The sequence below is a fragment of the Mycetocola sp. Y442 genome (genome assembly GCF_056898615.1).
Map to the genome: position 1 here is coordinate 408,838 of NZ_JBXHBV010000003.1, position 22,472 is coordinate 431,309.

The 22,472-nt window shown below is 67.2% G+C and carries 20 protein-coding genes; 9 read left to right on the forward strand and 11 right to left on the reverse strand.

Annotation, left to right across the window (positions count from 1 at the left end; translation table 11 throughout):
* The first annotated feature begins 21 nt into the window (after positions 1-21).
* Entirely contained in the window at positions 22-831 is an 810-nt protein-coding gene (locus tag AC1X6S_RS13505) for a class II glutamine amidotransferase (RefSeq protein ID WP_483406269.1), read from the forward strand.
* A 726-nt stretch (positions 832-1,557) separates the two neighbouring features.
* Here the strand turns inward: AC1X6S_RS13505 and AC1X6S_RS13510 are convergent.
* From AC1X6S_RS13510 to AC1X6S_RS13530, 5 genes are all read right to left on the reverse strand, one after another.
* The gene (locus AC1X6S_RS13510; protein WP_483406270.1) at positions 1,558-2,013 is read right to left on the reverse strand and encodes a nucleoside deaminase; all 456 of its coding nucleotides are present in this window, start codon (positions 2,011-2,013) and stop codon (positions 1,558-1,560) included.
* A 251-nt stretch (positions 2,014-2,264) separates the two neighbouring features.
* Positions 2,265-3,164: an ABC transporter permease gene (locus AC1X6S_RS13515; protein WP_483406271.1), complete on the reverse strand. Its 900-nt coding sequence runs from the start codon at positions 3,162-3,164 to the stop codon at positions 2,265-2,267.
* Positions 3,161-4,243, reverse strand: a complete 1,083-nt coding sequence (locus AC1X6S_RS13520; RefSeq protein WP_483406272.1) for an ABC transporter permease — start codon at positions 4,241-4,243, stop codon at positions 3,161-3,163. The genes AC1X6S_RS13515 and AC1X6S_RS13520 overlap by 4 nt, the downstream gene beginning before the upstream one ends.
* The gene (locus tag AC1X6S_RS13525) at positions 4,240-5,931 is read right to left on the reverse strand and encodes an ABC transporter ATP-binding protein (protein WP_483406273.1); all 1,692 of its coding nucleotides are present in this window, start codon (positions 5,929-5,931) and stop codon (positions 4,240-4,242) included. The genes AC1X6S_RS13520 and AC1X6S_RS13525 overlap by 4 nt, the downstream gene beginning before the upstream one ends.
* A 7-nt stretch (positions 5,932-5,938) precedes the next feature.
* Positions 5,939-7,015: a BMP family protein gene (locus AC1X6S_RS13530; protein WP_483406274.1), complete on the reverse strand. Its 1,077-nt coding sequence runs from the start codon at positions 7,013-7,015 to the stop codon at positions 5,939-5,941.
* A 321-nt stretch (positions 7,016-7,336) separates the two neighbouring features.
* On the opposite strand from AC1X6S_RS13530, the gene AC1X6S_RS13535 reads away from it, so the two are divergent.
* Positions 7,337-8,866, forward strand: a complete 1,530-nt coding sequence (locus tag AC1X6S_RS13535) for a PucR family transcriptional regulator (protein WP_483406275.1) — start codon at positions 7,337-7,339, stop codon at positions 8,864-8,866.
* A gap of 443 nt (positions 8,867-9,309) precedes the next feature.
* On the opposite strand, the gene AC1X6S_RS13540 is transcribed toward AC1X6S_RS13535, so the two are convergent.
* Entirely contained in the window at positions 9,310-10,647 is a 1,338-nt protein-coding gene (locus tag AC1X6S_RS13540) for an MFS transporter (RefSeq protein WP_483406276.1), read from the reverse strand.
* 126 nt (positions 10,648-10,773) lie between these two features.
* Here AC1X6S_RS13540 and AC1X6S_RS13545 point away from each other — a divergent pair, with 126 nt between their 5' ends.
* Complete coding sequence (locus AC1X6S_RS13545) at positions 10,774-11,631, forward strand: LysR substrate-binding domain-containing protein (protein WP_483406277.1); 858 nt, start codon at positions 10,774-10,776, stop codon at positions 11,629-11,631.
* A 149-nt stretch (positions 11,632-11,780) separates the two neighbouring features.
* Here AC1X6S_RS13545 and AC1X6S_RS13550 read toward each other — a convergent pair whose 3' ends face one another.
* Entirely contained in the window at positions 11,781-12,737 is a 957-nt protein-coding gene (locus tag AC1X6S_RS13550; RefSeq protein ID WP_483406278.1) for a GlxA family transcriptional regulator, read from the reverse strand.
* 188 nt (positions 12,738-12,925) lie between these two features.
* Between AC1X6S_RS13550 and AC1X6S_RS13555 the strand changes: the two genes are divergently transcribed.
* Together AC1X6S_RS13555 and AC1X6S_RS13560 are read left to right on the forward strand one after the other, a co-directional pair.
* Positions 12,926-13,588, forward strand: a complete 663-nt coding sequence (locus tag AC1X6S_RS13555; protein WP_483406279.1) for a DJ-1/PfpI family protein — start codon at positions 12,926-12,928, stop codon at positions 13,586-13,588.
* Between the two features lie 36 nt (positions 13,589-13,624).
* The gene (locus AC1X6S_RS13560) at positions 13,625-13,945 is read left to right on the forward strand and encodes a hypothetical protein (RefSeq protein WP_483406280.1); all 321 of its coding nucleotides are present in this window, start codon (positions 13,625-13,627) and stop codon (positions 13,943-13,945) included.
* A gap of 164 nt (positions 13,946-14,109) precedes the next feature.
* Here AC1X6S_RS13560 and AC1X6S_RS13565 read toward each other — a convergent pair whose 3' ends face one another.
* Together AC1X6S_RS13565 and AC1X6S_RS13570 are read right to left on the reverse strand one after the other, a co-directional pair.
* Positions 14,110-15,804, reverse strand: a complete 1,695-nt coding sequence (locus AC1X6S_RS13565) for a BCCT family transporter (protein WP_483406281.1) — start codon at positions 15,802-15,804, stop codon at positions 14,110-14,112.
* Between the two features lie 220 nt (positions 15,805-16,024).
* Positions 16,025-16,498 (reverse strand): hypothetical protein, encoded by a 474-nt coding sequence (locus AC1X6S_RS13570; protein ID WP_483406282.1) that lies wholly within the window; start codon positions 16,496-16,498, stop codon positions 16,025-16,027.
* Positions 16,499-16,723: 225 nt separating this feature from the next.
* On the opposite strand from AC1X6S_RS13570, the gene AC1X6S_RS13575 reads away from it, so the two are divergent.
* The 4 genes from AC1X6S_RS13575 (at position 16,724) to AC1X6S_RS13590 (ending at position 19,782) form a co-directional block, all read left to right on the forward strand.
* Positions 16,724-17,956, forward strand: coding sequence for a sensor histidine kinase (locus AC1X6S_RS13575; RefSeq protein ID WP_483406283.1), 1,233 nt, complete (start codon positions 16,724-16,726; stop codon positions 17,954-17,956).
* Complete coding sequence (locus tag AC1X6S_RS13580; RefSeq protein WP_483406284.1) at positions 17,953-18,582, forward strand: response regulator transcription factor; 630 nt, start codon at positions 17,953-17,955, stop codon at positions 18,580-18,582. The genes AC1X6S_RS13575 and AC1X6S_RS13580 overlap by 4 nt, the downstream gene beginning before the upstream one ends.
* 330 nt (positions 18,583-18,912) lie before the next feature.
* Complete coding sequence (locus AC1X6S_RS13585) at positions 18,913-19,203, forward strand: 2TM domain-containing protein (RefSeq protein ID WP_483406285.1); 291 nt, start codon at positions 18,913-18,915, stop codon at positions 19,201-19,203.
* 144 nt (positions 19,204-19,347) lie between these two features.
* Positions 19,348-19,782 carry a hypothetical protein gene (locus tag AC1X6S_RS13590; RefSeq protein WP_483406286.1) on the forward strand — a complete coding sequence of 145 codons (435 nt, stop codon included), beginning with the start codon at positions 19,348-19,350 and terminating at the stop codon, positions 19,780-19,782.
* A gap of 18 nt (positions 19,783-19,800) precedes the next feature.
* Here the strand turns inward: AC1X6S_RS13590 and AC1X6S_RS13595 are convergent, their stop codons facing one another.
* The gene (locus tag AC1X6S_RS13595) at positions 19,801-20,445 is read right to left on the reverse strand and encodes a response regulator (RefSeq protein ID WP_483406287.1); all 645 of its coding nucleotides are present in this window, start codon (positions 20,443-20,445) and stop codon (positions 19,801-19,803) included.
* Positions 20,433-22,391, reverse strand: coding sequence for a sensor histidine kinase (locus AC1X6S_RS13600; RefSeq protein ID WP_483406288.1), 1,959 nt, complete (start codon positions 22,389-22,391; stop codon positions 20,433-20,435). The genes AC1X6S_RS13595 and AC1X6S_RS13600 overlap by 13 nt, the downstream gene beginning before the upstream one ends.
* Positions 22,392-22,472 lie beyond the last annotated feature (81 nt).

Below are 22,472 nucleotides of genomic sequence, written 5' to 3' on the forward strand. Positions count from 1 at the left end.
CACTGCGGAAGGGGGTGCGCCATGTGCCGATTGCTTGGTTACGTTGCAGCCCGCCCTGTCGCCGCTGTCGACGTGCTGGGTGAGGGGCCATTCGAGGCGTTCACCTCGCTCGCGTCGCTCCACGGCGATGGCTGGGGAATGGCATGGCGCGACGGCGACCACCTCACGCACGCGGTCTCCAGCCCGGATTCGGCGGCCCGCGACCCTCGGTACACCGAACTCACCCACACGCCGCTCGGCTCAGCGGGGCTGGTGCACCTGCGCTGGGCCACCGGGGGCCTTCCCGTCGCACCGGAGAACACGCATCCGTTCACCGATGGGCAATACGTGTTCGCCCACAACGGCAACATCACACCGATCTCCCGGCTCGACGAACTGCTCACGCCGGAGTCGACGGCGAAGCTCAGGGGTGCGACCGACAGTGAGCGGTATTTCCGTTTCGTCATGCAGTGCATTGGGGAGAGCGGAAGCGAGGCGAGCGGCGTCACGCGCGCACTGCACACGATGATGAAGGAGTTCTCGGACGCGAGTCTCAACGCGCTTCTGCTCACGCCGACGACCCTCTTCGCGATCCACATCAACAGCCGGGCTGCGTCACCGCCCCCCGCGCTGAGTGCCCTCTATGACTCGTATGAGGACATGCCACCCCGGCACGCGACGGAGTATTACGCGATGGACTACCGCGTGAGTGCGGATGCCGTTCACATCATTTCGAGCGGGCTGGACGAGCCGGGGTGGACGCACGTGCCGCCCGACTCGGCGGCGATGATCGACCTCGACACCCGTGCGGTGACGCGGCTCGACCTGCTGCCCGTCGGGCCGGGGATCTGAGCGGGCGGGCGGCCCTTCACCTCGAGCGCGGCATATCCATGCCCGCGCTACAGATACTTCTGCAGCCTGAGCATGGATGTGCAGCGCCGGGTGAGGGCGCAGCCGAGCAGCCCGCCCGCTTGCCCCGCAGCATCCGCCGCGCGCAGCCGCTCATCGCGCCCACCACATCGAGCGCGCCATATCCATGCCCGCGCTACAGATACTTCTGCAGCTTGAGCATGGATATGCAGCGCCGGGTGAGGGCGCCGCCGAGCAGCCCGCCCGCTTGCCCCGCAGCATCCGCTCATCGCGCCCACTACATCCGCCGCCCGCCCGGAGCATCCGCCGCGCGCAGCCGCTCATCGCGCCCACTACATCCGCGAGCGGGCCACCCAGGCCGCGAGCGCAGCATCCGTCGCGCGCAGCCGCAAGCGCGGCACTTCCATGCCCGCGCTACAGATACTTCTGCAGCTCGAGCATGGATGTGCCGCGCCGGGTGAGGGCGAAGCCGCGCGGCCCGCCCGCTGCCCCGCAGCATCCGCTCCCAACACCTGCCGCCCGCCCGCACCCGCCCGCGCGGCATCCGCACTCAGCATCCGCGCCCCACACTGAGCGCGGCACTTCCATGCCCGCGCTACAGATACTTCTGCAGCTTGAGCATGGATATGCAGCGCCGGGCGGTGAAGGGTGGGGTTGGTGAGAGGGAGCCCAGAGAGAGGAGTGGGGCTCGGCGCGCGCCGCGGCCCGCTACTCGCCGATGTCCTCGTTCCAGAGCGACGGCTCCGCCGCGATGAACTCTCCCATGAGCTCGATGCACTCCGCGCTGTCGAGCACCACCACATCGACGCCACGCTCGCGGAGATAGTCCTCGCCACCATAGAAGGTCGAGTTCTCGCCGATGATCACGCGCGGGATCTTGTACAGCAGGATCGCGCCGGTACACATGTCGCACGGCGACAGCGTCGTCACCATGGTGGCCCGAGCGTAAACGCTCGCCGGCAGCCTGCCCGCGTTCTCCAGGCAGTTGGTTTCACCGTGGTGGATCGGGCTGGCGTCCTGCACGCGTCGGTTGTGCCCGGTGGCGAGCACCTGACCGTCGACGATGAGGGCAGCACCGATCGGGATGCCGCCTTCCGCGCGACTCTTCCTGGCCTCGGCGATGGCCACGTCGAGTTGTTCGGCGTCGGTGAGTGGTGTCGGCATTGCTGCTCCGTTCGAGAGACGTGACGGGGTGGGATGTGAGGAAGTGGGATGTGACGGGGTGGGACGAGACGAGGTTGGCTTCGGCGCAGTTGGCTTCGGCACGGTGGAAGTCGGCGCAGTTGGCTTCGGCGCAGCTGGCTTCGGCGCAGCTGGCTTCGGCGCAGAGCGCTGAACCGCAGTTGGCTGAACCGTAGTTGCCGGAAGCGCACTGGGCCGCGGCGCCGGGGCGGACAACGGCATCGAACCGGACATCACGCCCGCCGATACGGTTTGAGGTAGGCACCCGGATACCGGACACCGCGCCCCCAGATGGCCAGCGCCGCGATGACGACGAGGTACGGGAACGCGATCAACAACTCGTTGGGCACCTCACTGAACAGCGGCGTGATCGCGAGCTGCAGCTGCAACGCATCGACGACGGCGAAGAGCAGCGCGCCGGCGACAACCGGCCACACCTTCCAGCGTCCGAAGATGACGAGCGCGATACAGATCCAGCCGCGCCCGCTGACGATGTCGATGGTAAACGCACCGAGCAGCGACAGTGTGAGGAAGGAACCGCCGAGAGCCATCAGCACGCTGCCCAGGATCAGCGCGGCGTAGCGCGTTTTCGCGACCGGGATGCCAGCGGCATCCGCTGCCTCAGGGTTCTCGCCGACCGCCCGGAGACGCAGCCCGAACCCGCTCGAGCGCAACACCCACCAGAGCGCCGGTGCGAGCAACAGGAACGCGACGTACGTCATCGGGTATTGCGACAGCATCCCGCCACCGGCAAACAACCGATCGAACTTCTCGGTCGTGGTCTGCCCACCGCCCGAGAACAGCAGTCGGTTGGTGAAGTCGCAGGCGGCGACGAGCAGGAGGGTCGTGCCGATACCGGCGACGTGCTGGTTCACGCCGAGCGTGACGGTCAACAGGCCCATCAACGCACCGGCGAGCGCACCGGCCACAATGGCCGCGGCGAGGCCGAACCAGAGCGACCCGCTCATCACCGTGGCGAGGAACCCGCAGAACGCCCCGGCGTACATCGTCCCCTCGATACCCAGATTCAGGATGCCGGCACGCTCGTTGATGACCGCACCGAGCGCCGCCCAGACGAGCGGGGTAGCAATGGTGAGGGTGGCGGCGAGGATCGCGAACAGTGGCAGGTTCATGCGCTGTCCCCCTCGCTCGTCGACGGCTTTCTTCGGCGGAAGACGACCGTGTAGCGCCGCAGCGCGAGGAAGGACACAACGGAGAGCAGGAGCGTCGAACTGACGATCGCGCCCATCTGCGTCGGCAGCTGGAGCGTGATCGACGCATTCTGCGCACCGACGGTGATCGTGCCGAGCAGCAGCGCGACGAGGAGCACGCCACCGGCGGTCAGCGCGCCAAGCGTCGCGATGACGACACCGGTGTAGCCGTAACCGTTCGAGATGCCCGCGGTCAGCTGGTGCTGCACGCCGAGCACCTGGGTCGCGCCGCCCAGCCCGGCGATCCCGCCGGAGATCAGGGCGAAGCGCCACTGCAGCTTCGCGACCGGGATGCCGGAGAACTGCGCGGCCGCTGGTGCCTGACCCGCCGCCTTGAGCTTGAGCCCGAGCGGGGTGAACGACATCACGACGAAGGCAATGAGAACGAGCACGAGGCCGATGATGAGTCCCCAGTGCGCGCGCGAACCGTCGATGATCGCGGGCAGCGTGTAGCCGTCGCCGTACCTGTCGCTGTCGGGGAAACCGCTCTGCGAGTTGCGCCACGGCCCGTTGAGCAATCCCTGGATGAGCAGCAGCGCAACCGGGTTGAGCAGCAGTGTCGTGACGACCTCGTCGATGTGGGCGTGCCGCTTGAGCCAGGCCGGCACGAACGCCCACGCCACTCCCCCGAGTGCTCCGGCCCCGAGCGCCAGCGGCAGGGCAACAAACGCCGGAGCGTCGGCGAGATACAGCCCGGGTACCGTTGCGGCGGCGGCTCCCGCGAGAAACTGCCCCTCAGCACCGATGTTGTAGTAACCGACCCGGAACGCGACGGCCACCGCGAGTCCCGTGAAGATCAGCGGGGTGGATGCCAGCAGCACCTCGTTGAGGCCGCCGATGGTTGTCAGCGGGGTGACGAGGTAGCGCTGGAAGGCGGCGGCGGGATTAGCGCCGGCCAACCGGATCGGCGCCGCGGTGATGAGGAGCGTGACGATCACCGCGAGCGCGACGGCAGCGGGTGCGAGCCATCGGGGCTCGGTCGCGCGAAGGAGGATCTTCATGCGGCATCCTCCGCCCGGTGTCCGGTCATCAGCAGTCCGAGCGAGTCGTGCGTCGCCTCGGCCACAGGCAGTTCGCCGATGATCCGGCCCGAGAAGATCACGGCGATGCGGTCACAGAGGCCGAGGAGCTCGTCGAGGTCCTCGGAGATGAGCAGAACGCCGGCACCCTGGTCGCGCAACGCGCGCAGCTGGGAGTACACGTACTCGCACGCACCGATGTCGAGCCCGCGGGTCGGTTGCGACGCGACCAGCGCGCGCGGATTGCGGGAGATCGCGCGGGCGAGGAGCACTTTCTGCATGTTCCCGCCCGACAGCGACTTGATCGGATCGCTCGCCGACGCGCGGATATCAAAGCGCTCAATGAGCGCAGCGACGTGCTCGCGAATCGCCCGCCGGTCAAGAAACGGCCCACGCCGAAAATCATCGAGGTCTTCGAGCACGAGGTTCTGGCCGACGCTGAGCGACGGAATGACACTTCCCTTGCGGTCCTCGGTCAGCCGTCCGAACCCGGCTTTGATCCGAGCGCCAGGCTCGAGGCTCGTGATGTCGGTTCCGGCAACGCGCACCGATCCGCTCGTCGCCGGCAGGGTTCCGCAGAGCACCGACACGAGTTCGGTCTGCCCGTTGCCCGACACCCCGGCGATGCCGACGATCTCTCCGCGACCAACGCGCAGGGTGACGCCGTCGAGCACCGTCGAGCTCGCGGTTCCGAGGCTGACCCCGTCGAGTTCGAGTGCCGCTTCACCGGGAAGGTCGCGAGCGGATGCCGTCGGTGCGGCATTTGCGGATGCCGCCGGCGCAGCATTCGTTGCATCGGCAGCCGTCGGCGCAGCATCCGTGGGCGCAGAGGCAGTGGCTACAGAAAGATCGTCCGGCTCGAGCCCGATACTCGTGGCCAGCGCGATCGACGGCTCGTCGACCGGTGCGGTCGAGCCCACCATGAGCGCGGCGATATCGCGCGGCTCGAGCCCGTCGGCGGGACGGGACGCGACGATCCGGCCGCGCCGGAGGATGCTCACCCGATCGGCGATGCGGGTGACCTCGTGCAGTTTGTGGGAGATGAAGATGACACCCATGCCGTCCGCGGTGAGCCGCTCGATCGAGGCGAAGAGCAGTTCGACGTCCTGCGGCACGAGCACAGCGGTCGGCTCATCGAGGATGAGCACACGGCAGTCATGGAACAGCGCCTTCACGATCTCCACCCGCTGTCGTTCACCGACCGAGAGCGCGCCGACGAGGGCGTCGGGGTCGAGCGAGACGCCGATCCGCGCCGCTGCGGCCATCACCCGCTCCCGGGCATCCGCGGTCCGCACCCGGCCCAGCCCGACGCCCGCGAGCATGAGGTTCTCGGTCACCGTCATGGTGTCGACGAGCGAGAACTCCTGGGTGACCATTCCGATTCCGGATGCCATGGCATCCGCCGGTGAATCAATACGGGTCGGCACACCGTCGATGCGGATCTCGCCGCTGTCGGGCTGACTGAGGCCGTAGAGGATGCGGGTGAGCGTCGACTTGCCCGCGCCGTTTTCACCGAGGAGCGCGTGGACCTCCCCTCGGGCGACGGCGAGCGAAATCGAGTCGTTCGCGACGACGGCACCGAAGGTCTTGGTGATGTCGATGAGCTCGGCGAGCGGGGTGGAATCGTGTGGGGCGGCGTCCGGCACCGCCCCGGTGGTGCGAGAGATCACGGAACGCTTACTCGCCGATCGTGGTCGAGCCCGCCGGGGCTTCTTCGTTGACCGGCGTCTCGAAGCTGCCGTCGAGGATCTCGGCCTGGCGGGCCTCGACCTTCTCGATCAGGTCAGCCGGGATCTCGAACGCGGTCTCGGTGTTGATCGGGGCGAGTGAGCTTCCGCCGTTGACCATGAAGGAGTACTCGGCGAGGTTGGATGCCTCGAACTCACCGGCGGCGACAGCCTCGACGATTGCCTCAACGGTGGGGCGCATGTCCCAGAGCAGGGAGGAGACCACATGGTCGGGAGCCTGGTCCTGCTGGTCGACCATCATGCCGAAGACGGGGAGCCCGTTCTCGTCCGCGGCGGCGATGACGCCGTCACGTTCGGCGAAGAGCACGTCGGCCCCGCCGGCAATAGCGGCCTCCGCAGCCTGCTTGGCCGTGGCCGGGTCGAAGAAGGAGTTGATGAACGACACGGTGACCGTCGCCGTCGGGTTGGTTTCCTCGACGCCCGCGATGAAACCGTTGACGATGCGGTTGACCTCGGGGATCGGCATCGCGCCGACGACGCCGATGGTGCCCGTCTCGGTGAGTCCACCGGCGAGCATTCCGGCGAGGTAGGCGGGGTCCTGCATCCAGTTGTCGAAGACGCTGAAGTTCGGTGCCTGCTCCTCGCCGCCGGAGCCGAACGCGAACGCAATGTCGGGGAACTCGGCCGCAACGGTACGGACGGCGTCTTCCGCCGCGAACGCGTCGCCGATGATGATGTCGGGTGCCTGGTTGGTGGCGATATCGCGCAGGGCGCGTTCCATCTCATCGGCGGTGTGCAGGTTGTCTGTGTGCTCGTAGGTGATCAGGCCGTCTTCCTCGGCCGACTCGAGCGCCGCGTGGATGGCGCCGTCCCACGGCTCTTCGAGCGGCGTCGCGAACGCGCCGAACACCGAGGGAACGTCACTGCCGCCCTCGCTCGTCGGCGCACCGCCCGAGCCCTCGTTGCCCGTCGTGCCTCCGCATCCGGCGAGGAGAAGCACTGCTGCGGATGCCACGCCAATCGTTGCGAGCATTCGGGCGGGACGGCGGGAGGAGCGGTCGAGCATCGGGGCCTTCTCTCGGGTGGGTGCGGGGTGTGGCTGGCAGTGTTGCTGGGCTCGGGTGGTGGTGGTGCGGTGTTGGTGCGGTGTTGCGCTGGTGCAGGTGGGGCGGTGTTCGGGTGGGGGTGCGGTGCTCGGGTGGTGATGGTGCGGTGTGCGGGCGGGTATTGGGCGGTATTGCAGTGTGCAGGTGGGGCGGGCGGGAGCCGGGTTGAGGTGACCTTCTCTGAGAATAGGGTGACGGCATCCGATGTCATCAGGGACACAGTGTCATTTCTGCCGCGTTAACTCTTGACACTGTGTCTGGTGCGCTGGGAGGGTGTGGAAATGCCCCTGACCGTGACTGACCTCCTCGATTTGCCCGTGCTCGCGCGGGCGCGACCCGAGATTGTCAGCGGCGAGAACCTCGACGCCCGGGCGGTGCGGTGGGTGCACTCGAGCGAGATTTACGAGATCTCGTCGCTTCTCCGGGGCGGAGAGGTACTCCTGACCACGGGTCTTGGCCTGGTCGCGCTGACCCCCGAGGCGAGGCGCGCGTACATCGCGGACCTCGCCCGGGTCGGAATCTCCGCCCTGATGCTCGAGCTTGGCCGCACGTTTCCGGTTGCGCCGGATGACCTCGTCGACGAAGCCCGCCGGGTGGGGCTGCCCCTCGTGCTGCTGCACGGGGTGGTCCCGTTCATCGAGGTGACCCAGGTTGCCCACGCACTGCTGCTCGGTTCCGACCTTGACAGCCTGACGCTCGCGGCATCCGTCACCGAACGACTGCTGCTCGCGCTCGGCGAGCGCGCCGGCCTAGTCGGGTTGACCGGCATCGTCGGTGAGCTCGCGGGGTGCGGAGTTGCGCTGTACACCGCCGACGGGGAGCTTGTTGCCGGGATAGCGACGGATGCCGGTGCAGAATCAGCGGCCCACCGTGAACCGATCGTCGCCGGCGGGGTCGTCTGGGGCGAGCTCGTGCTCGATGGCGCTCCGACCGACCGGGTACGCACGGTCGCCGCCCGGGCCGCGCAGGTGCTCGCCGCCGAGGTTGCGCGCTCGGGCTCGTCTCCGGTGAGCCGCAACCAGGCCGGGGCGGAGCTGCTGCGGGACATCGTGACGGGGCGGTATAGCTCCACCGGCGAACTCACCAGCCGCGCCCTCGGAACCGGTATGACGGTGCGACCCGGGCACAGGGCGCTGGCTCTGTGCGTGCGGCCGCGCACCGCGAACACGACGGCCAACGCCGTTCTCATCGCGGCACGGGAGGCAGCACGGCGCGTGTTCACCGGATCGATCACCGCTGAGCACGATGGCGACATTCTCGTCGCCGCAGTGATCGCCCCCCGTGACCTGCGGGCGGCCGTTGCGCGGTTCGCCGACGAGGTCGAAGGCGAGTTGCGGTCGACCACGGGTGGAAGCGTGCTCGTGAGTGCCGGCAACGCCGTCGATGATGTGCCCGCGCTCGTGAGTGCGTTCCCGAGCGCGCGTGACACTGCACGGCTGGCGATGCGGCTGACTCCGGCGGCGCGTGTCGTGGTCGCGGCCGACTTTGCGCTGTACCAGCTGCTTGCCTCGTTCGTCGACGATGAGGCGCTCGAGCGGTTCGTCAATGACCAGCTCGGCGCCCTGCTCGCGCATGACGCCCACACCGGCGCCGGCCTCGTGATGACGCTCGACGCGTATCTCGCTGCCGGGCTGTCGAAGACGCGAACCGCGGACGCCCTCGGCATCCGTCGCCAGACGCTCTACGGCAGGCTCGAGCGGATCAGTCGGCTGCTCGGCGGGCTGGACCTCGACAACCGCGAGCGGCGCACCGCCCTCGACCTGGCGCTCGTGAGCTGGCGGCTGCGGGTGGCGGCGGCGGTGCGGGCCTGAGGGGCATCCGCCCTCAACGCACCCACCGCTACAGATGCATGCCCGCGCTGCAGATACTTCTGCAGCGTGAGAAAGTAACTGCAGCGCTCGGCACTCGCGCCACGCTGCCGCGCGACCATCCTGCTCGACTCGCCCCGCAGCATCCGTTGCCCACCTCAGCCCGTCTGCACGCCCACCAGCCTCATCCGCCCTCAACGCACCCACCGCTGCAGATGCATGCCCGCGCTGCAGATACTTCTGCAGCGTGAGCAAGTAACTGCAGCGCTCGGCACTCGCGCCACGCTGCCGCGCGACCATCCTGCTCGACTCGCCCCGCAGCATCCGTTGCCCACCTCAGCTCGTCTGCACGCCCACCAGCCTCGAGCGCTGCAGATCCTGCGTTCCGCTACAGAAGCTTCTGCCGCGCACAACGAGTTTCTGCAGCGCTCGGCGCAAGCGCGCGCTCAGGCGCCGTCGTACGTCCGCGGCCCGATGCTCAGCGACGGGACAAACCGGGTGCGCCGCACCTGCAGCCGCAGCTGCCCGCGCCGCGCGAGCACGATCGCGACGATGGCCGCGGCGAGCGCCGGCACACCACCCGAGACGATCATGCCGACGTTCGCGCCGAACTCTTCGATGAGAACACCCATGAGCGGCCCGCCGATCGCCTGTCCGCCGAGCAGCACGAGAACGTAGAGCGACATCACCCGCCCGCGGATGCCGATGTTGCTCGACATCTGCACGAGCGAGTTCGATGCGGTGAGAAAGAGAAGGGATGCCACGCCCACCGTGACGAGGCAGACCGAGAACAGCGCAACCGACGGCATGAAGCCTGCCGCAGCCTGGAGCAGCCCGGTCGCGCCGACGCAGATCACGATCGTCCGCAGCCGGATGGAGGCCCGTCGGGTCGACAACAGCGCACCGACGAGCGCGCCGACGGCGACCATTGAGTTGAAGAGGCCGTAGCCGCCCGGTCCGACGTTGAACACGTCGGCGGCGTATGACGCAAGCAGCACGGGCATCGTGAGCCCGAACACGGCGAACACCGCGATGAGGATCACCGGGTACACAATCGTGGGCTTGGACTTCGCGTAGCGCAGCCCCTCCCTCAGCTGACCCTTCGCCCGCGGCGACGGCGCGAGCCGGGTCATCTGATCGGTGCGGAGCATCCAGAGCATGCCGATGACGATGACGCACGCCACACCGTTGATAACGAACGCGGGCCCGGCTCCGACGGTGAGCAGCAGCACACCGGCGATCGCGGGCCCGATCATCCCGGCCAGCTGGAACACCGACGAGTTGATGCTGATCGCATTGCGCAGGTTGCGTTGTCCGACCAGCTCGGTGACGATGACCTGACGCGCGGGGTTGTCGATCACCGTGACGAGCCCGGTCGCGAACGCGATCGCGAAGACGTGCCACGCTTCAACTGTCCCGGTCAGCGCGAGGGCCGCGAGGCCCAGACTAAGCACGGCGAAGAGCGCCTGCGTGATGACCATGAGCATCCGTTTGCTGTATCGGTCGACGATCACGCCGCCGAACAGGCCGAACAGCAGCATCGGCGCGAACTGCATGGCCACGGTGATGCCGACCGCTGTGGCACTACCGGTCAGCTCGAGCACGAGCCAGTCCTGGGCGATGCGCTGGGTCCACCCGGCGGTCATCGCGAGCAGGTTGCCGATGGTCCACAGCCGGAAGTTCGGCACGCTCAGCGCGATGAAGGTCTTGCGCCACGGCAGTCGACCGGTCTGGAGGGAGAGGGGTTCGGTGGGCGGGAATGCGGTGAGAGGCGCGCTGGCCACGGAAGATCTCCTGAAACGTTGAAAGAGCGGATGCCTCGATTAACGCTAGGGGCGGCATCCGTATTCGGACCCTCAATAGATAGAATTATGGTCATTGGTGTTCTCAATGGCTGAGACTGGAGTGGCATGTACGACCCGGTATTGCTCAAGACATTTTTGGTGGTCGCCGAGACCCACAGCTTCACCAATGCGGCGCTTCGGCTCGGAATCAGCCAGCCCACCGTGAGCCAGCAGATGAGCAAGCTGGAAAAGGCGGCGGGGCGGATGCTCCTCGTGCGGGACACCCGCGAGGTGCGGTTGACCGACAACGGTGACGCGATGGCCGGTTTTGCCAGGACGATCCTCGCCGCGCATGCGGCAGCGGAGAGCTACTTCAATGGGTCGGCGATGAAGGGGCGGCTGCGCTTCGGCGCAGCGGACGACCTCGCGATCACGCAGTTGCCGAGCATGCTGAGGCACTTCCGGCAGTTGTATCCGGAGATCAACCTCGAGTTGACCGTCAACCAGAGCGCACCGCTGCGGCGCCGGCTCGAACAGGGTCACCTCGACCTCATCTTCGTCAAGCAGAGCGCGGGCGAGGCGACGGCGAGCACCCGGGTCGCGAAAGACACCCTGGTCTGGATGGCGCAGGACACCCTGACGATCGCGGAGGGCAACCCGGTGCCGCTCATCGCGTACCAGGCACCGAGCCTCAGCCGGCAGATCGCGATCGACGCGCTTGAGTCCTCGGGCCGCACCTGGCGCATCACGTGCAACACCCGCGACGTCAACGGGATGCTCGCCGCCGTGCGGGCCGGGATCGGGGTCGCCGCGTTCCCCCACTCGCTCATCCCGAGCGATCTGGTGAAGGTGAGCAACCGGTTCAGCCTGCCCGAACTCGTCGACGTCGACTACGTGCTGATGGCGAACCCGTCGGCCGCGCGCGAGCCGGTGCAGGCCCTCATGTCGGCGATCATGAGCCGCGGGGTGCGGCGGGAGGCGTAGGACGCGCGCTCGCGCGCTGAACGTGGCGACGGCATCCGTTCTCGCGCGGTTTCGCCCCGAGATCACTCGTGCCGGACGAGATCACCCGGCGTAACGGGTGATCTCGTCCGTAGCGGTTGATCTCGGCCGCAGCGTGCGCCGCCGTGCGGTCAGCCCGCCGCCAGCGCGGCCCCGGTGAACGTGGAGCGGTAGCTCTGCGGCGTGACGCCGACAAGCCGACGAAAGTGGGACCGGAAATTGCTGGGACTGGCGAACCCGACACGACGGGCGATCTGCTCAACACCGTGGTCGGTCGTCTCCAGCAGTTCCTGCGCGTGGCGCACGCGAACCCCGGCCACCCACTCCATCGGGCTTTGCCCCGTCTCGGAGTGGAAGCGCCGGTTGAGGGTCCGAACGCTCGTGTGAGCCGCCGCCGCGAGGTCGGCCAGGACCAATTCTCGATGCGCGTTCTTCTCAATCCACACCAACACGTCCTCGAGCGTCGCGGTCGCATACCCCGGTGTGTTCCTCACGATGAACTGTGCCTGCCCTCCCGTGCGATGCAGCGGAGCAACCGCGAGTCGAGAGGCATCCGCCGCGACCGCCACGCCGAAGTCCCGTTGGATCAGGTGAAGGCAGAGGTCGAGGCCAGCGGCGGCTCCCGCCGAGGTCAGCACCGCCCCTTCGTCGACGTAGAGCACGTCTCGGTCGACCTGCACCGCGGGATATCGCTCGGCCAGCAGGTCAGCGGCGAGCCAGTGCGTCGTCGCGCGGCGGCCGTCCAACAGGCCGGCCTCGGCGAGCGTGAACGCTCCGACGCAGATCGACGCGACGCGTGTGCCATCCTCCGCCGCCGTCCGTAGAGCCTCAAGGATGGGGGCGGATGCCGGAGCGTCAGCTCGGTTCCGCCCCGGGACGATGATGGTGTCGGCCTGGCGCAGCTCGTCGAGCCCCGAGCCCGCAGAAATTTTCATCGGTCCCGCGTCGACCGTCGGTTCTGCGCCGCAGACGATAACGCGATAGGCGGGCCTGCCATCAGGCATCTTCGCGCGCCCAAAGACTTCGACGGCGGTGGCCAGATCGAATGCGATGACATCGGTCAAGGCGAGAACCGCAACGGTGTGCATAGGGTCATGGTAACCCCGCTCCGCCGCGCGTGTTCGGGCGACTGTCGCCGATCTGCGTCGAAGGACCGGTGTGGCCAGATTCAGTCGAAACGTGGCAGCACGGCCACTGGCACTGTCTCGACCCACACGGGACGATGACTGAACGCAGGCGCACTTCCCCGCCTGCGCCAGCCTGCAAGGAGCCGTTTTTGCCACTGTCAGCCCAGATCCTCCTCTTCGACGGCTTCGATCCCTTCGACGTCATCGCTCCGTTCGAGATGCTCGCCGCGGGCAGTGATGCTCTCGGCGGCGAGCTTTCGGTCGAGCTCGTCTCAGCGGAAGGGCCGGGGACCGTCGTGTCCGGAACGCGGGGACTCACGCTCACGGCAACCGCACGGTTGGACCCACGGGCGCGGGGCTACGTGATCGTTCCGGGAGCATCCGGTCCGGTCCAAGGTGACCCGGATGCCGGCGCGGAAACAATCCCGGTTCTGCTCGCCCGCCTTGCGAACGGCCCAGCTGCGCCCATGCTCAGAGACGCCATCGACAACCCTGAAATCACCATGGTCGCGGTCTGTGGCGGTGCGCTCGGCCTCGCCATGGCCGGCCTCATTGAGGGCAGAAACGCAGCCACCCACACGCTCGGCATGGACGTACTCGACGCGACCGGCGTGAACGCGATCCGCGCACGCGTTGTCGACGACGGCGACCTCGTGACATCCGGGGGTGTGACGTCGGGACTTGACCTCGCCCTGCACCTGCTCGATCGGGATTTCGGCCCGGCTGTTGCTCGCGCCGTCGAGGATCTTTTCGAATACGAACGACGTGGCGTCGTCTGGCGCGCGGGCGGTCGCATCCCCGTCGCATATTGACCCTGATCTACCGACAACGACCAAGAGAGAGAACACATGAACACCCTTCCCGGCATCTGGGACCTGAGCTTGAAAACTCCCATCGGCACCCTCGCCGCCGAGTACCGCTTCACCTCACGCGACGGCACCCTCGAAGGCACCGCGACCGGCGCTGGCGAAACCGTGCCCCTGAATGACATCGTCCTCGAGGCAGCCGACGGCGAGACCGCGCGAGTGACCTGGCGGCAGAGGGTGAGCAAGCCGATGCGGTTGAACCTCGAGTTCGACGTCACGGTTCAGGACGAAAGCATGACCGGCTACTCGCGTGCGGGGCGCCTGCCGCGCACCAGCGTCTCGGGTCACAAGCGCGCCGAGTAGCAGGACGACCGTGGGCCGAGCTGCGACTCACGCGCCGACGGCATCCGTTTCGGTCGAATCACGGGCACACATTCACCGAAAGCATCCGTTCCCGCCGAACGCATCAGTTGCGCCGGATGTTCTCGACCGGAACGGATGCTCTCGCGAGCGTCCCGAGGACGCCGCTAGAACACCTGGGTCGGCGGGCGGTCCGAGCTCGACGGTTTCCTCCGCCGTTTGAAGATGGACCTCCGCCCCGCGGGGACGGCCGGTTCGAGATCCTCGGCATCGAGCCCGTAGTACGTGCCGATCCGATCGAGGAACGCCGACCGCCGCGCCCTCTCCCACGCCTTGTACTCACGGTTGAACGCGATCGCCGTCGCCCAGCAGATGAGCAGCATGATCACGCTGAACGGCAGGGCGATGATGATCGCCGCGGTCTTCAGCGCCTCCAACCCGCCAGCGAGAAGCAGCGCCGTGGCGAGAACCGACGTGATCACCGCGAAGAACGCGCGGATCCACCGCTTCGGCTCGACCTCGCCGCCACTCGCGATCATGCTCATCACGAGCGCACCGGAGTCTGCCGAGGTGACAAAGAACACGGCGATGAGGATGATCCCGCCAACGGTGAGCACCGAGCCCGCCGGGAGCTGGTCGAACATCGCGAACAGGGCGCCCTCAACGTTGACAACGCCGTCGGCACCGATGAGCCCACCCGGCCCGTTGAGCTCGGAGTACAGTGCGGTGCCACCGAGCACGCTGAACCAGAGGAAGGTCACCAGGGTCGGCACGAGCAGCACGCCCGTGACGAACTGCCGCACCGTGCGACCACGCGAAATTCGGGCGATGAAGACGCCAACGAAGGGTGCCCAGGAGATCCACCAGCCCCAGTAGAACGTGGTCCACGCCGCCTGCCACGCCTCCCCTTCCGCACCGGCGAACGCGCCGACATTGAACGAAAGACCGATGAAGTTCTGCAGATAGGTGCCGATTGACTGCACGAAGTCGCGCAGCAGGAACTGCGTCGGTCCGACGATGAGAATGAACAGCACGATGATGCCCGCGAGCACGAGGTTGATGTTCGACAACCACTTCATGCCCTTCGACACCCCGGACAGCACAGAGAAAAGCACGGCACCCGTGATGAGGACGATGAGGACGATATTAACGAAATCGGATGCCGCGATGATCCCGGCGCTTTCCAGCCCGGCGCTGATCTGAACGACACCGAGCCCGAGCGAGGTGGCAACACCGAACAGCGTGCCGACCAGGGCGACGATGTCGATGAGGTTGCCCCAGACGCCGCGCACCCGCTTGCCGAGCAGCGGTTCGAGCGCCCAGCGAATCGACACCGGCCGCCCACGCCGGTGGATCGAGTAGGCGAGTGCGACCCCAATCACGACGTAGATCGACCAGGCGTGAACACCCCAGTGGAGATAGGTCTGCGACAGCGCCGCCTGCGCGAGCTGACTGGGCGTACCCTCGACCCCCGGGCGCGGGTCGGCGAAGTGACTGAGCGGCTCGCCAACCCCGTAAAACACGAGCCCGATGCCCATCCCCGCGGCGAAGAGCAACGAGAACCACGACCCGAGTGAGAACTCGGGCTCGTCGTCTTCCTTGCCGAGTTTGATGTCGCCGTATCGGCTGAACCCGATCCACAGGCTGAAGATCACGAAGAAGGCGGCGATCAGCACGTAGTACCAGTTGAAGTTACTGACGATGCTGGCCTGGATGTTCGCGAACAGAACCTCTGCGGCCTCCGGCAGGAAGATGGCGAACGCGGCGAAGACGATCACGATAACCGCGGCGGGCCAGAACACCCATCGCGCGACTCCAGGGGATTTCGTCGCGGTGGTTGAGCGGTTCGGATCGGCTGACATGCGGCAGAGAATACGTCTGTCGCTGTGGCGCCTATAGAGAGGAAAGACTCCCCTCGCCGTTATTCTCGCGGCAGCAGAGCTGCTCCCCGGTGATCGCGCTGTTACGACAGAAACGGTCGCAGTTCGCGAGGAACTGCGACCGTTCTTGGCCGAGCAGAGCGGATGCCGCGTCAGTGGTCGACGCGGACGACGAGCGGATGCCGCGTCAGCGGTCGCCGCGTCAGCGCAGGAACGTGACGCCGAGCGTCGCGAGCACTCCGAACGCGACTCCCCAGAGCACGATCGAGATGACCTGCCAGAAGATGACGGCGTTCTTCGATGCCCCGAATGACACCATCGCGGCGGAGGTGATCTGGCTGGGCAGGAGCGTCTGGCCAAGGAGGCTCACCCCGGCCACACCGTACTTGTCGAAGCGCTCGCGCAGCTTCGCGCGGCGGGGCGTTTCGGGCTTGGCGGGCTTGCCGTTCCGAACCTTGGACCGAACCCCGTGGGCGCTGAGTACGAAGATCAGCATGGACAGGATATTGCCGACGATCGCGGCGGCAATGGCGATAACAGGAGGGATGCCCGCGAGCACACCGATGACCGCTCCGAAGTAGGACTCAACGAACGGAATCGCTGCCGCGAGGATCACACCCACCCACTGCAGTACGTCGGGGAGGGTGGAGGTAAAGTCGCGCAGTGCGTCAATCATGAGGTGCCTTTCGTCGAAGCCGTGGTGCTGTGATGCGGAGCCACTCGCGACCGCCGGGCGGTCCGCCAGTCGAGGTGATGAGACCATCCTTCCGGCGCAACATCAGGGCGGTAAGTGTCGCCGCGTCACAGCATCCGGGGCGGTTTCACACCCGCGACCGTGACAAATGTCACTGCTCTACGCTGAAAGCATGTTTCCCCAGACCTCGCCAGAACGGGCATTGTCGTGACCGCTCAGCGCAGCGCCGCAACCGGGACACTCGACGAGCCACAGCGCGAACAGCCGGCACGCAGCGTCCAGACGACGTGGACCTATACGCTCTCGTCGATCATCTTCTTCTTCGTCGTTCTCGATGCCATCCTGCTGATCATCGCGGGGGCCAATTATGCGCAGTCGCGCAGCACGCTTGACGCCGTCCTTCTCGCTCTGCTCATCGTTTCGGCGGCGGTGCAGGTGCGGTACTGCTGGTTCCTCCGCGTCGGGCGCGGGGGCGGGATGCCGCGGGTCGGCTGGACGCTCGCTCTCTTCATTCCGCCAGCACTCGCATGGGTGCTCGGCCTGTTCACTCCCGCTGCAGGGCTCTTCGCAGCGTTCCCGCTGTGGATGGCGGTCAACGCGGTCGCTCCCCTGCTGCCGGTCACGTCGAGGCGGGCTGTGCTTCTCGCCGGGTCTGTGGTGACGGTGCTGCACCCCATCCTCGCCACGATGCTGGGGCATCCGTTCGATACCACCGGCATGTCAGGATCGGGGCTCCTGTACTTCTATGGCGTCCTGCTGCCGCTCATGGTTCTCTCCAGCCTCTGGTGGTGGGAGATCGTTGTGACGCTCGATCGGCACCGTTCGGCCGCGGCCGAACTCGCCGTGGCCAAGGAGCGCCTGCGGTTCGCCTCCGACCTGCACGACATCCAGGGCCACCACTTGCAGGTGATCGCGCTCAAGTCGGAGCTCGCCGAGCGCCTGCTCGCGGTCGACCCCGAGGCCGCGCGCGAGCACGTGCACGAGACGCGGATGATCGCGAAGCAGGCGCTTGAGGAGACCCGCTCGCTCGTCGCCGGTTACCGTGAGGTGGACCTCGCCGCCGAACTCGAGAACGCGCGCGAAGTGCTCACCGCTGCCGGCGCCGACTGCACACTGCAGGTCGACGCGCTGCCCGCCGACGCTGAGATACGACGGGTGCTCGCGCTCGTCGTGCGGGAGGCGACCACGAACATCCTGCGACACAGTTCAGCGACGCGGGCCGCCATCCACCTGACGACGACGGCCGAGAGCGTGGCCCTGGAGATCGAGAACAACGAGGCGGCGTCCCCAACGGATGCCACGGGGCGGGCCGACAGCAGCGGTCTGGTCGGGCTTCGTGACCGGGTGTCCGCTCTGAACGGGTGGCTGGAGACCGACGTCGATGGTGACCGGTTCGCGTTGCGGGTCGTTGTGCCAGCGCGGATGGGCGTGAACGCATGACCGCCCCTCAAAACGGGCCCCGTGTCATCCGCTTGCTCATCGCAGATGACGAGCACCTCATTCGTGGTGCGCTGAGCGCGCTGCTGAACCTCGAGCCGGACATCGAGGTTGTTGCAAGCGTTGACAACGGAGTGGCGGCCGTCGAGCGAGCGCTCGAGACGAAGCCCGATGTCTGCCTGCTCGACCTCGAGATGCCGCAGGCCGATGGAATCGAGGCGGCCGCGCGTATCCTCTCGACGGTGGCGACGAAGGTCGTGATCGTGACGAGACATGCCCGGCCCGGCGTGTTGCGGCGAGCGCTCGCGGCTCGGGTGTCGGGATTCGTGCCGAAGTCGACGCCCGCTGAGGAGCTTGCCGATGTCATCCGGGATGTGGTCGCAGGCAAGCGCTACATCGACCCGGAGATCGCCGCGACGGCGCTGACGGCCGAGCGCTGCCCGCTCACCGATCGCGAGCTCGACGCGCTGCGGTTCTCGCGGTCGACGATGAGCGTGCAGGAGATCGCGGATCGGCTGCACCTCGCGCCCGGCACCGTGCGCAACTACCTGTCGGCGGCGATGACGAAGCTCGACGCCAGATCGCGGCACGAGGCCGCGGAGATGGCCTGGCAGCAGGGCTGGATCTAGGCGCTGGTCGCGCGCTCCCTGGCACTGCTCGGCAGCCATGGTGGCCGCGCAGAGCGGATGCCCCGGCGGGCGGGCGGACGGCGGGCGCGCCGCTGCCCCCGTGCGCGAGCACATCAGTTGCGGTCGAGAACATCCCGCGCAACTGATGCGCTCGACCGAAACGGATGCTCTCGGTCGCGCGGCGAGGTGAGCGTGCGGTACCGGTTCGTCCTCGACATGGACCCGGCCTGAGCACAACCGGGAATGAAATGCCCACGTTAAGACTTGAGGCTTCATCATGATCCACCAACGAACCGGATCGGCCGGTCCACACAGATAGGAGAAATTGACATGAACGAAGACATCGACATCCGCCGACGTGCTCGCCGCAACATCGTCGCACGCAGGATATTCACCGCCATTGTCGCGATCTGGGTTATCGCGTCGCTGGCGATGGTCCTCATCTGGACTCTGACCACACCTGACGGATACTTCTGGCCGATCTGGCCAATCCTCGGCTGGGCGGTCGCCGTGATCGTGGCGGCAATCGCGGTGTTCGGTGGGCGTTTGTTCGCCATCCGTGACGCCCGGGTGGAGTCGGAGATGGCGCGACTGTCCGGAACCCCGAACCGCCAGAGCTAGATGCCAGGTACCCGAGTCCCAGCGCCCACGTTCGGCCCTCCCGCCACCGATTGAACGGTCGGAGGGCCGAACAGCTCCTCGTCTGGGCGCCCGGGATGCCCCACTCGGTTGCCGGGTGCGGAAATCGCTGCCAGCATTGCAGTCGTGTCCGCTCTCGCCCCGCTACCGCCCAGAAGCCGCGCGGTCGCCAGATGGGCCGTGACGGCATCCGTTCTCGGTCTCATTATTTTCGCCAGTTGGTTGTTCCTCCGGGACTCCCGCGTCGACCTTCAGCCCGAGGACTTCGTCGGGGCCGAGGACCAGCCACCCAGCATTGCGCTCCTCACCGGCGCCACGGATGTGACCGCAACGAGTTGCGATTCGGAGGTTCGCTGCGTTTCCGCCTGGGGCACTGCCGACATGGTGCTGATGAAGTTCGACACCCAGGACGCCGCGGCGGCCGCCGCGCGAGCGCTCGGTTCAGCCGCCTATCGGTCGGACTGGCTCGTCGCCAGTTTCATTGGTGAGTCCGTTTCGGAGACTGAGCGCCGTCATGCGGCCGAGGTTCTCGATGGAACCTGGCAGGATCACGTCGACTGAACCGGCGGCACGCGAGAGTCACTTCTGGGCATCCAGATAGGCGATGACCGCGAGCACCCGCCGGTGGTGCTCCACCGTGCTCGTCACCTCCAGTTTGCCCAGGATGCCGTTGATGTGGCTTTCGACGGTGCGCTCGGTCAGGTGCAGGTGGCGCGCAATCCCGACGTTGCTATGGCCCTCTGCCATTTGGCTCAGCACCTCGCGCTCCCGCGGCGTCAGTGCGGAGAGTCGATCGTCAGCCTGGCGCGAGGACACCAACCGCGCTACCACCTCGGGGTCAAGCGCGGTCCCGCCCTCAGCGACCCGGCGCAGCGCGTCGAGGAAACCGTGGAGGTCGAGCACCCGATCTTTCAGGAGATAGCCGAACCGACCGGTCGCGATGAGTTCGAGCGAGTTACGCGTCTCGACGTGTTGCGACAGCAGCATGATCCCGATCTCAGGCCGCTCGCTCCGCAGCTGCCGGGCCGCACGCGCACCGTCATCGGTATGGTCAGGCGGCATCCGGATATCCAGAATGGCAACATCCGGCTCGTGGTGCAGCACCGCGTCAAGGGCGGATGGGGCGTCGGATGCCGTTGCAACGACATCGTTCCCCACATCACTGAGCAGTCTGGCGAGCCCCTCACGAAAGAGCAGCGAATCCTCCCCGATCACCAACCGCATGGCAGCTCCGCCTCGATGGTGGTGCCTGATCCCCGATCGCTCGTCAGGCGCAGGGAGCCTCCGAGCGCCTGAACCCTGTCCTGCAGGCCGACGAGTCCACCGCCGGGACGCAGCGTTGCGCCGCCATGTCCATCGTCGCTCACGCGAATGGCGAGGGTTTCGCCAGATCGGGCCACGCGAAGACGGATCCGGGTCGCCCCTCCGTGTTTGACCGCATTGGCAACGCTCTCGCTGGCGACAAAATAAGCGGTGGTGCTGACGGCATCCGGAAGATCTCCGGTATCCAGTTCGAGGTCGACAGGAAGCGGCGCCGAGTCGGAGAGATGTGCCAGTGCCGCAGGGAGCCCATCGTCGAGGCTGCTGGGGCGGAGTCCGTGAGCGATCTGTCGGAGTTCAAGCACCGCCTGCCCGAGTTCGGCCACCGCCTCGTCGAGGGCGTCGTGCACGAGCTGGGAATCGACGGGCAGGTGGCGCTGGGTCAGTCGCAACGACATTCCGACCGCAACGAGTCGTTGCTGCGCACCGTCGTGGAGATCCCTCTCCAGCCTCTCGCGTTCCTCGTAACCGGCGCGAAGCAGTCTCGTCCGACTGGCGTCGACCTCGCGAAACGCCTGGGCCAGCTCGAGCCGGAGCCGGGACATCTCGGTGAGAACAGTGACCGCATCCGCGATCTCCCGGACCGGCAGCGCTTGCTTGTCAGACAGGACGAGGGCACCGATCGGCTGGCCCGCGAATGTAATCCGCGGGGCGTCGTCGCTCACCAGGAGCCGACCGCCGTCAGCGCCCACCATGACCTCGCTCCCCGGCAACAGATATCCCAGGCGGAAGTTCGGGTCGCCGAGGGCATCGCGCAACACACCCTCCAGCTCCTCGGGCACCGCATCCCCCGCGTAAACCCGCGCTTCCAGGTCGGAAATCGCGCGAAACGTGCGGTCGGCGATCGGGTACATCCACGCCCCGACGACGCGTTCGAGTGACGGGCGCAGACGGACGAGAAGCAGCACGGCCACGACGGTCACGGCAACCGCTGGCACCGGGGAGTTCACCGCGAACGTCTGGATGACCGGCAGGGTCAGGCCGAGAACGGCCGCGAGCGCCGCTGCGAGTAGAGCGAGTACGGTCCCGCGGACGAGCACCCGTTGGACGTCATAGTCATCCAACCGAAGCAGCGCGACGGTAACCGCCGCTGGCACGGCGAGGTAGATGATCAAGAGGCTCAGGGCGATGACGTTCACGCCGAGGGCGAGATAACAGACCCACGCGACGGCGAGCGCACCGGGTACGACCCAGCCGGCGAGCGCGAGCCACCGTAATTGGCGGCGGACCAGAGGTGAACCCGCGCGAAATCGGCGAACCGCTGAGACCACACAACAGATCAGGAGAGCGAGAAAGAGGGGCAGGAGCGCGACACCCGCAATATCAGCACCGGGAACATCCCCAAACGGATGCTCGATGGCCGCGTACGGGGCGGCATACGGTCCTGGGGAAACAGCGGCCAACACCGAGAACACCACGGCGATCACGGGGAGCGCCACGGCGACGGCGCGGTCGAAGGCTGACCGGAATCGTCCATCGGGGAAAACGAGCAACAGCCAGCCCCACGGGATGAAGAAGAGCATCCACGCCCCCTGGGAGAGCGCGACGGTCGCGGTGTCGAGCGGCAGGTCGCCCGGCTGCTCGAGGGCGGCAGCGACATAGGCGTCAAACGCGGCAGAGGAGATCACGGCGACGCCGGGGAACATCAGCAGAACACCGATGCGAGCGAACTGGGCCCTCCGGGTGATGGCGAAACCGAGCACCAGGCAGGGCAGGCCGGCCACCAGGCCGAGGACGAACCACTGGGCAGAATCGGGGGTTGCGTGACGGGAGAGCCCGGCCACGCCGACCGCAACAGCGGCAACGGTGATGGCCACGGCTGCGAGAGATACGGCGCGGAGCCACGACACACGTTCAGCCTATGACCGCACTGGAGCCTGCGCATCGGTGCTGGCACGGATACCGATTCCGGTGCCAGCACTGTGGTGCGC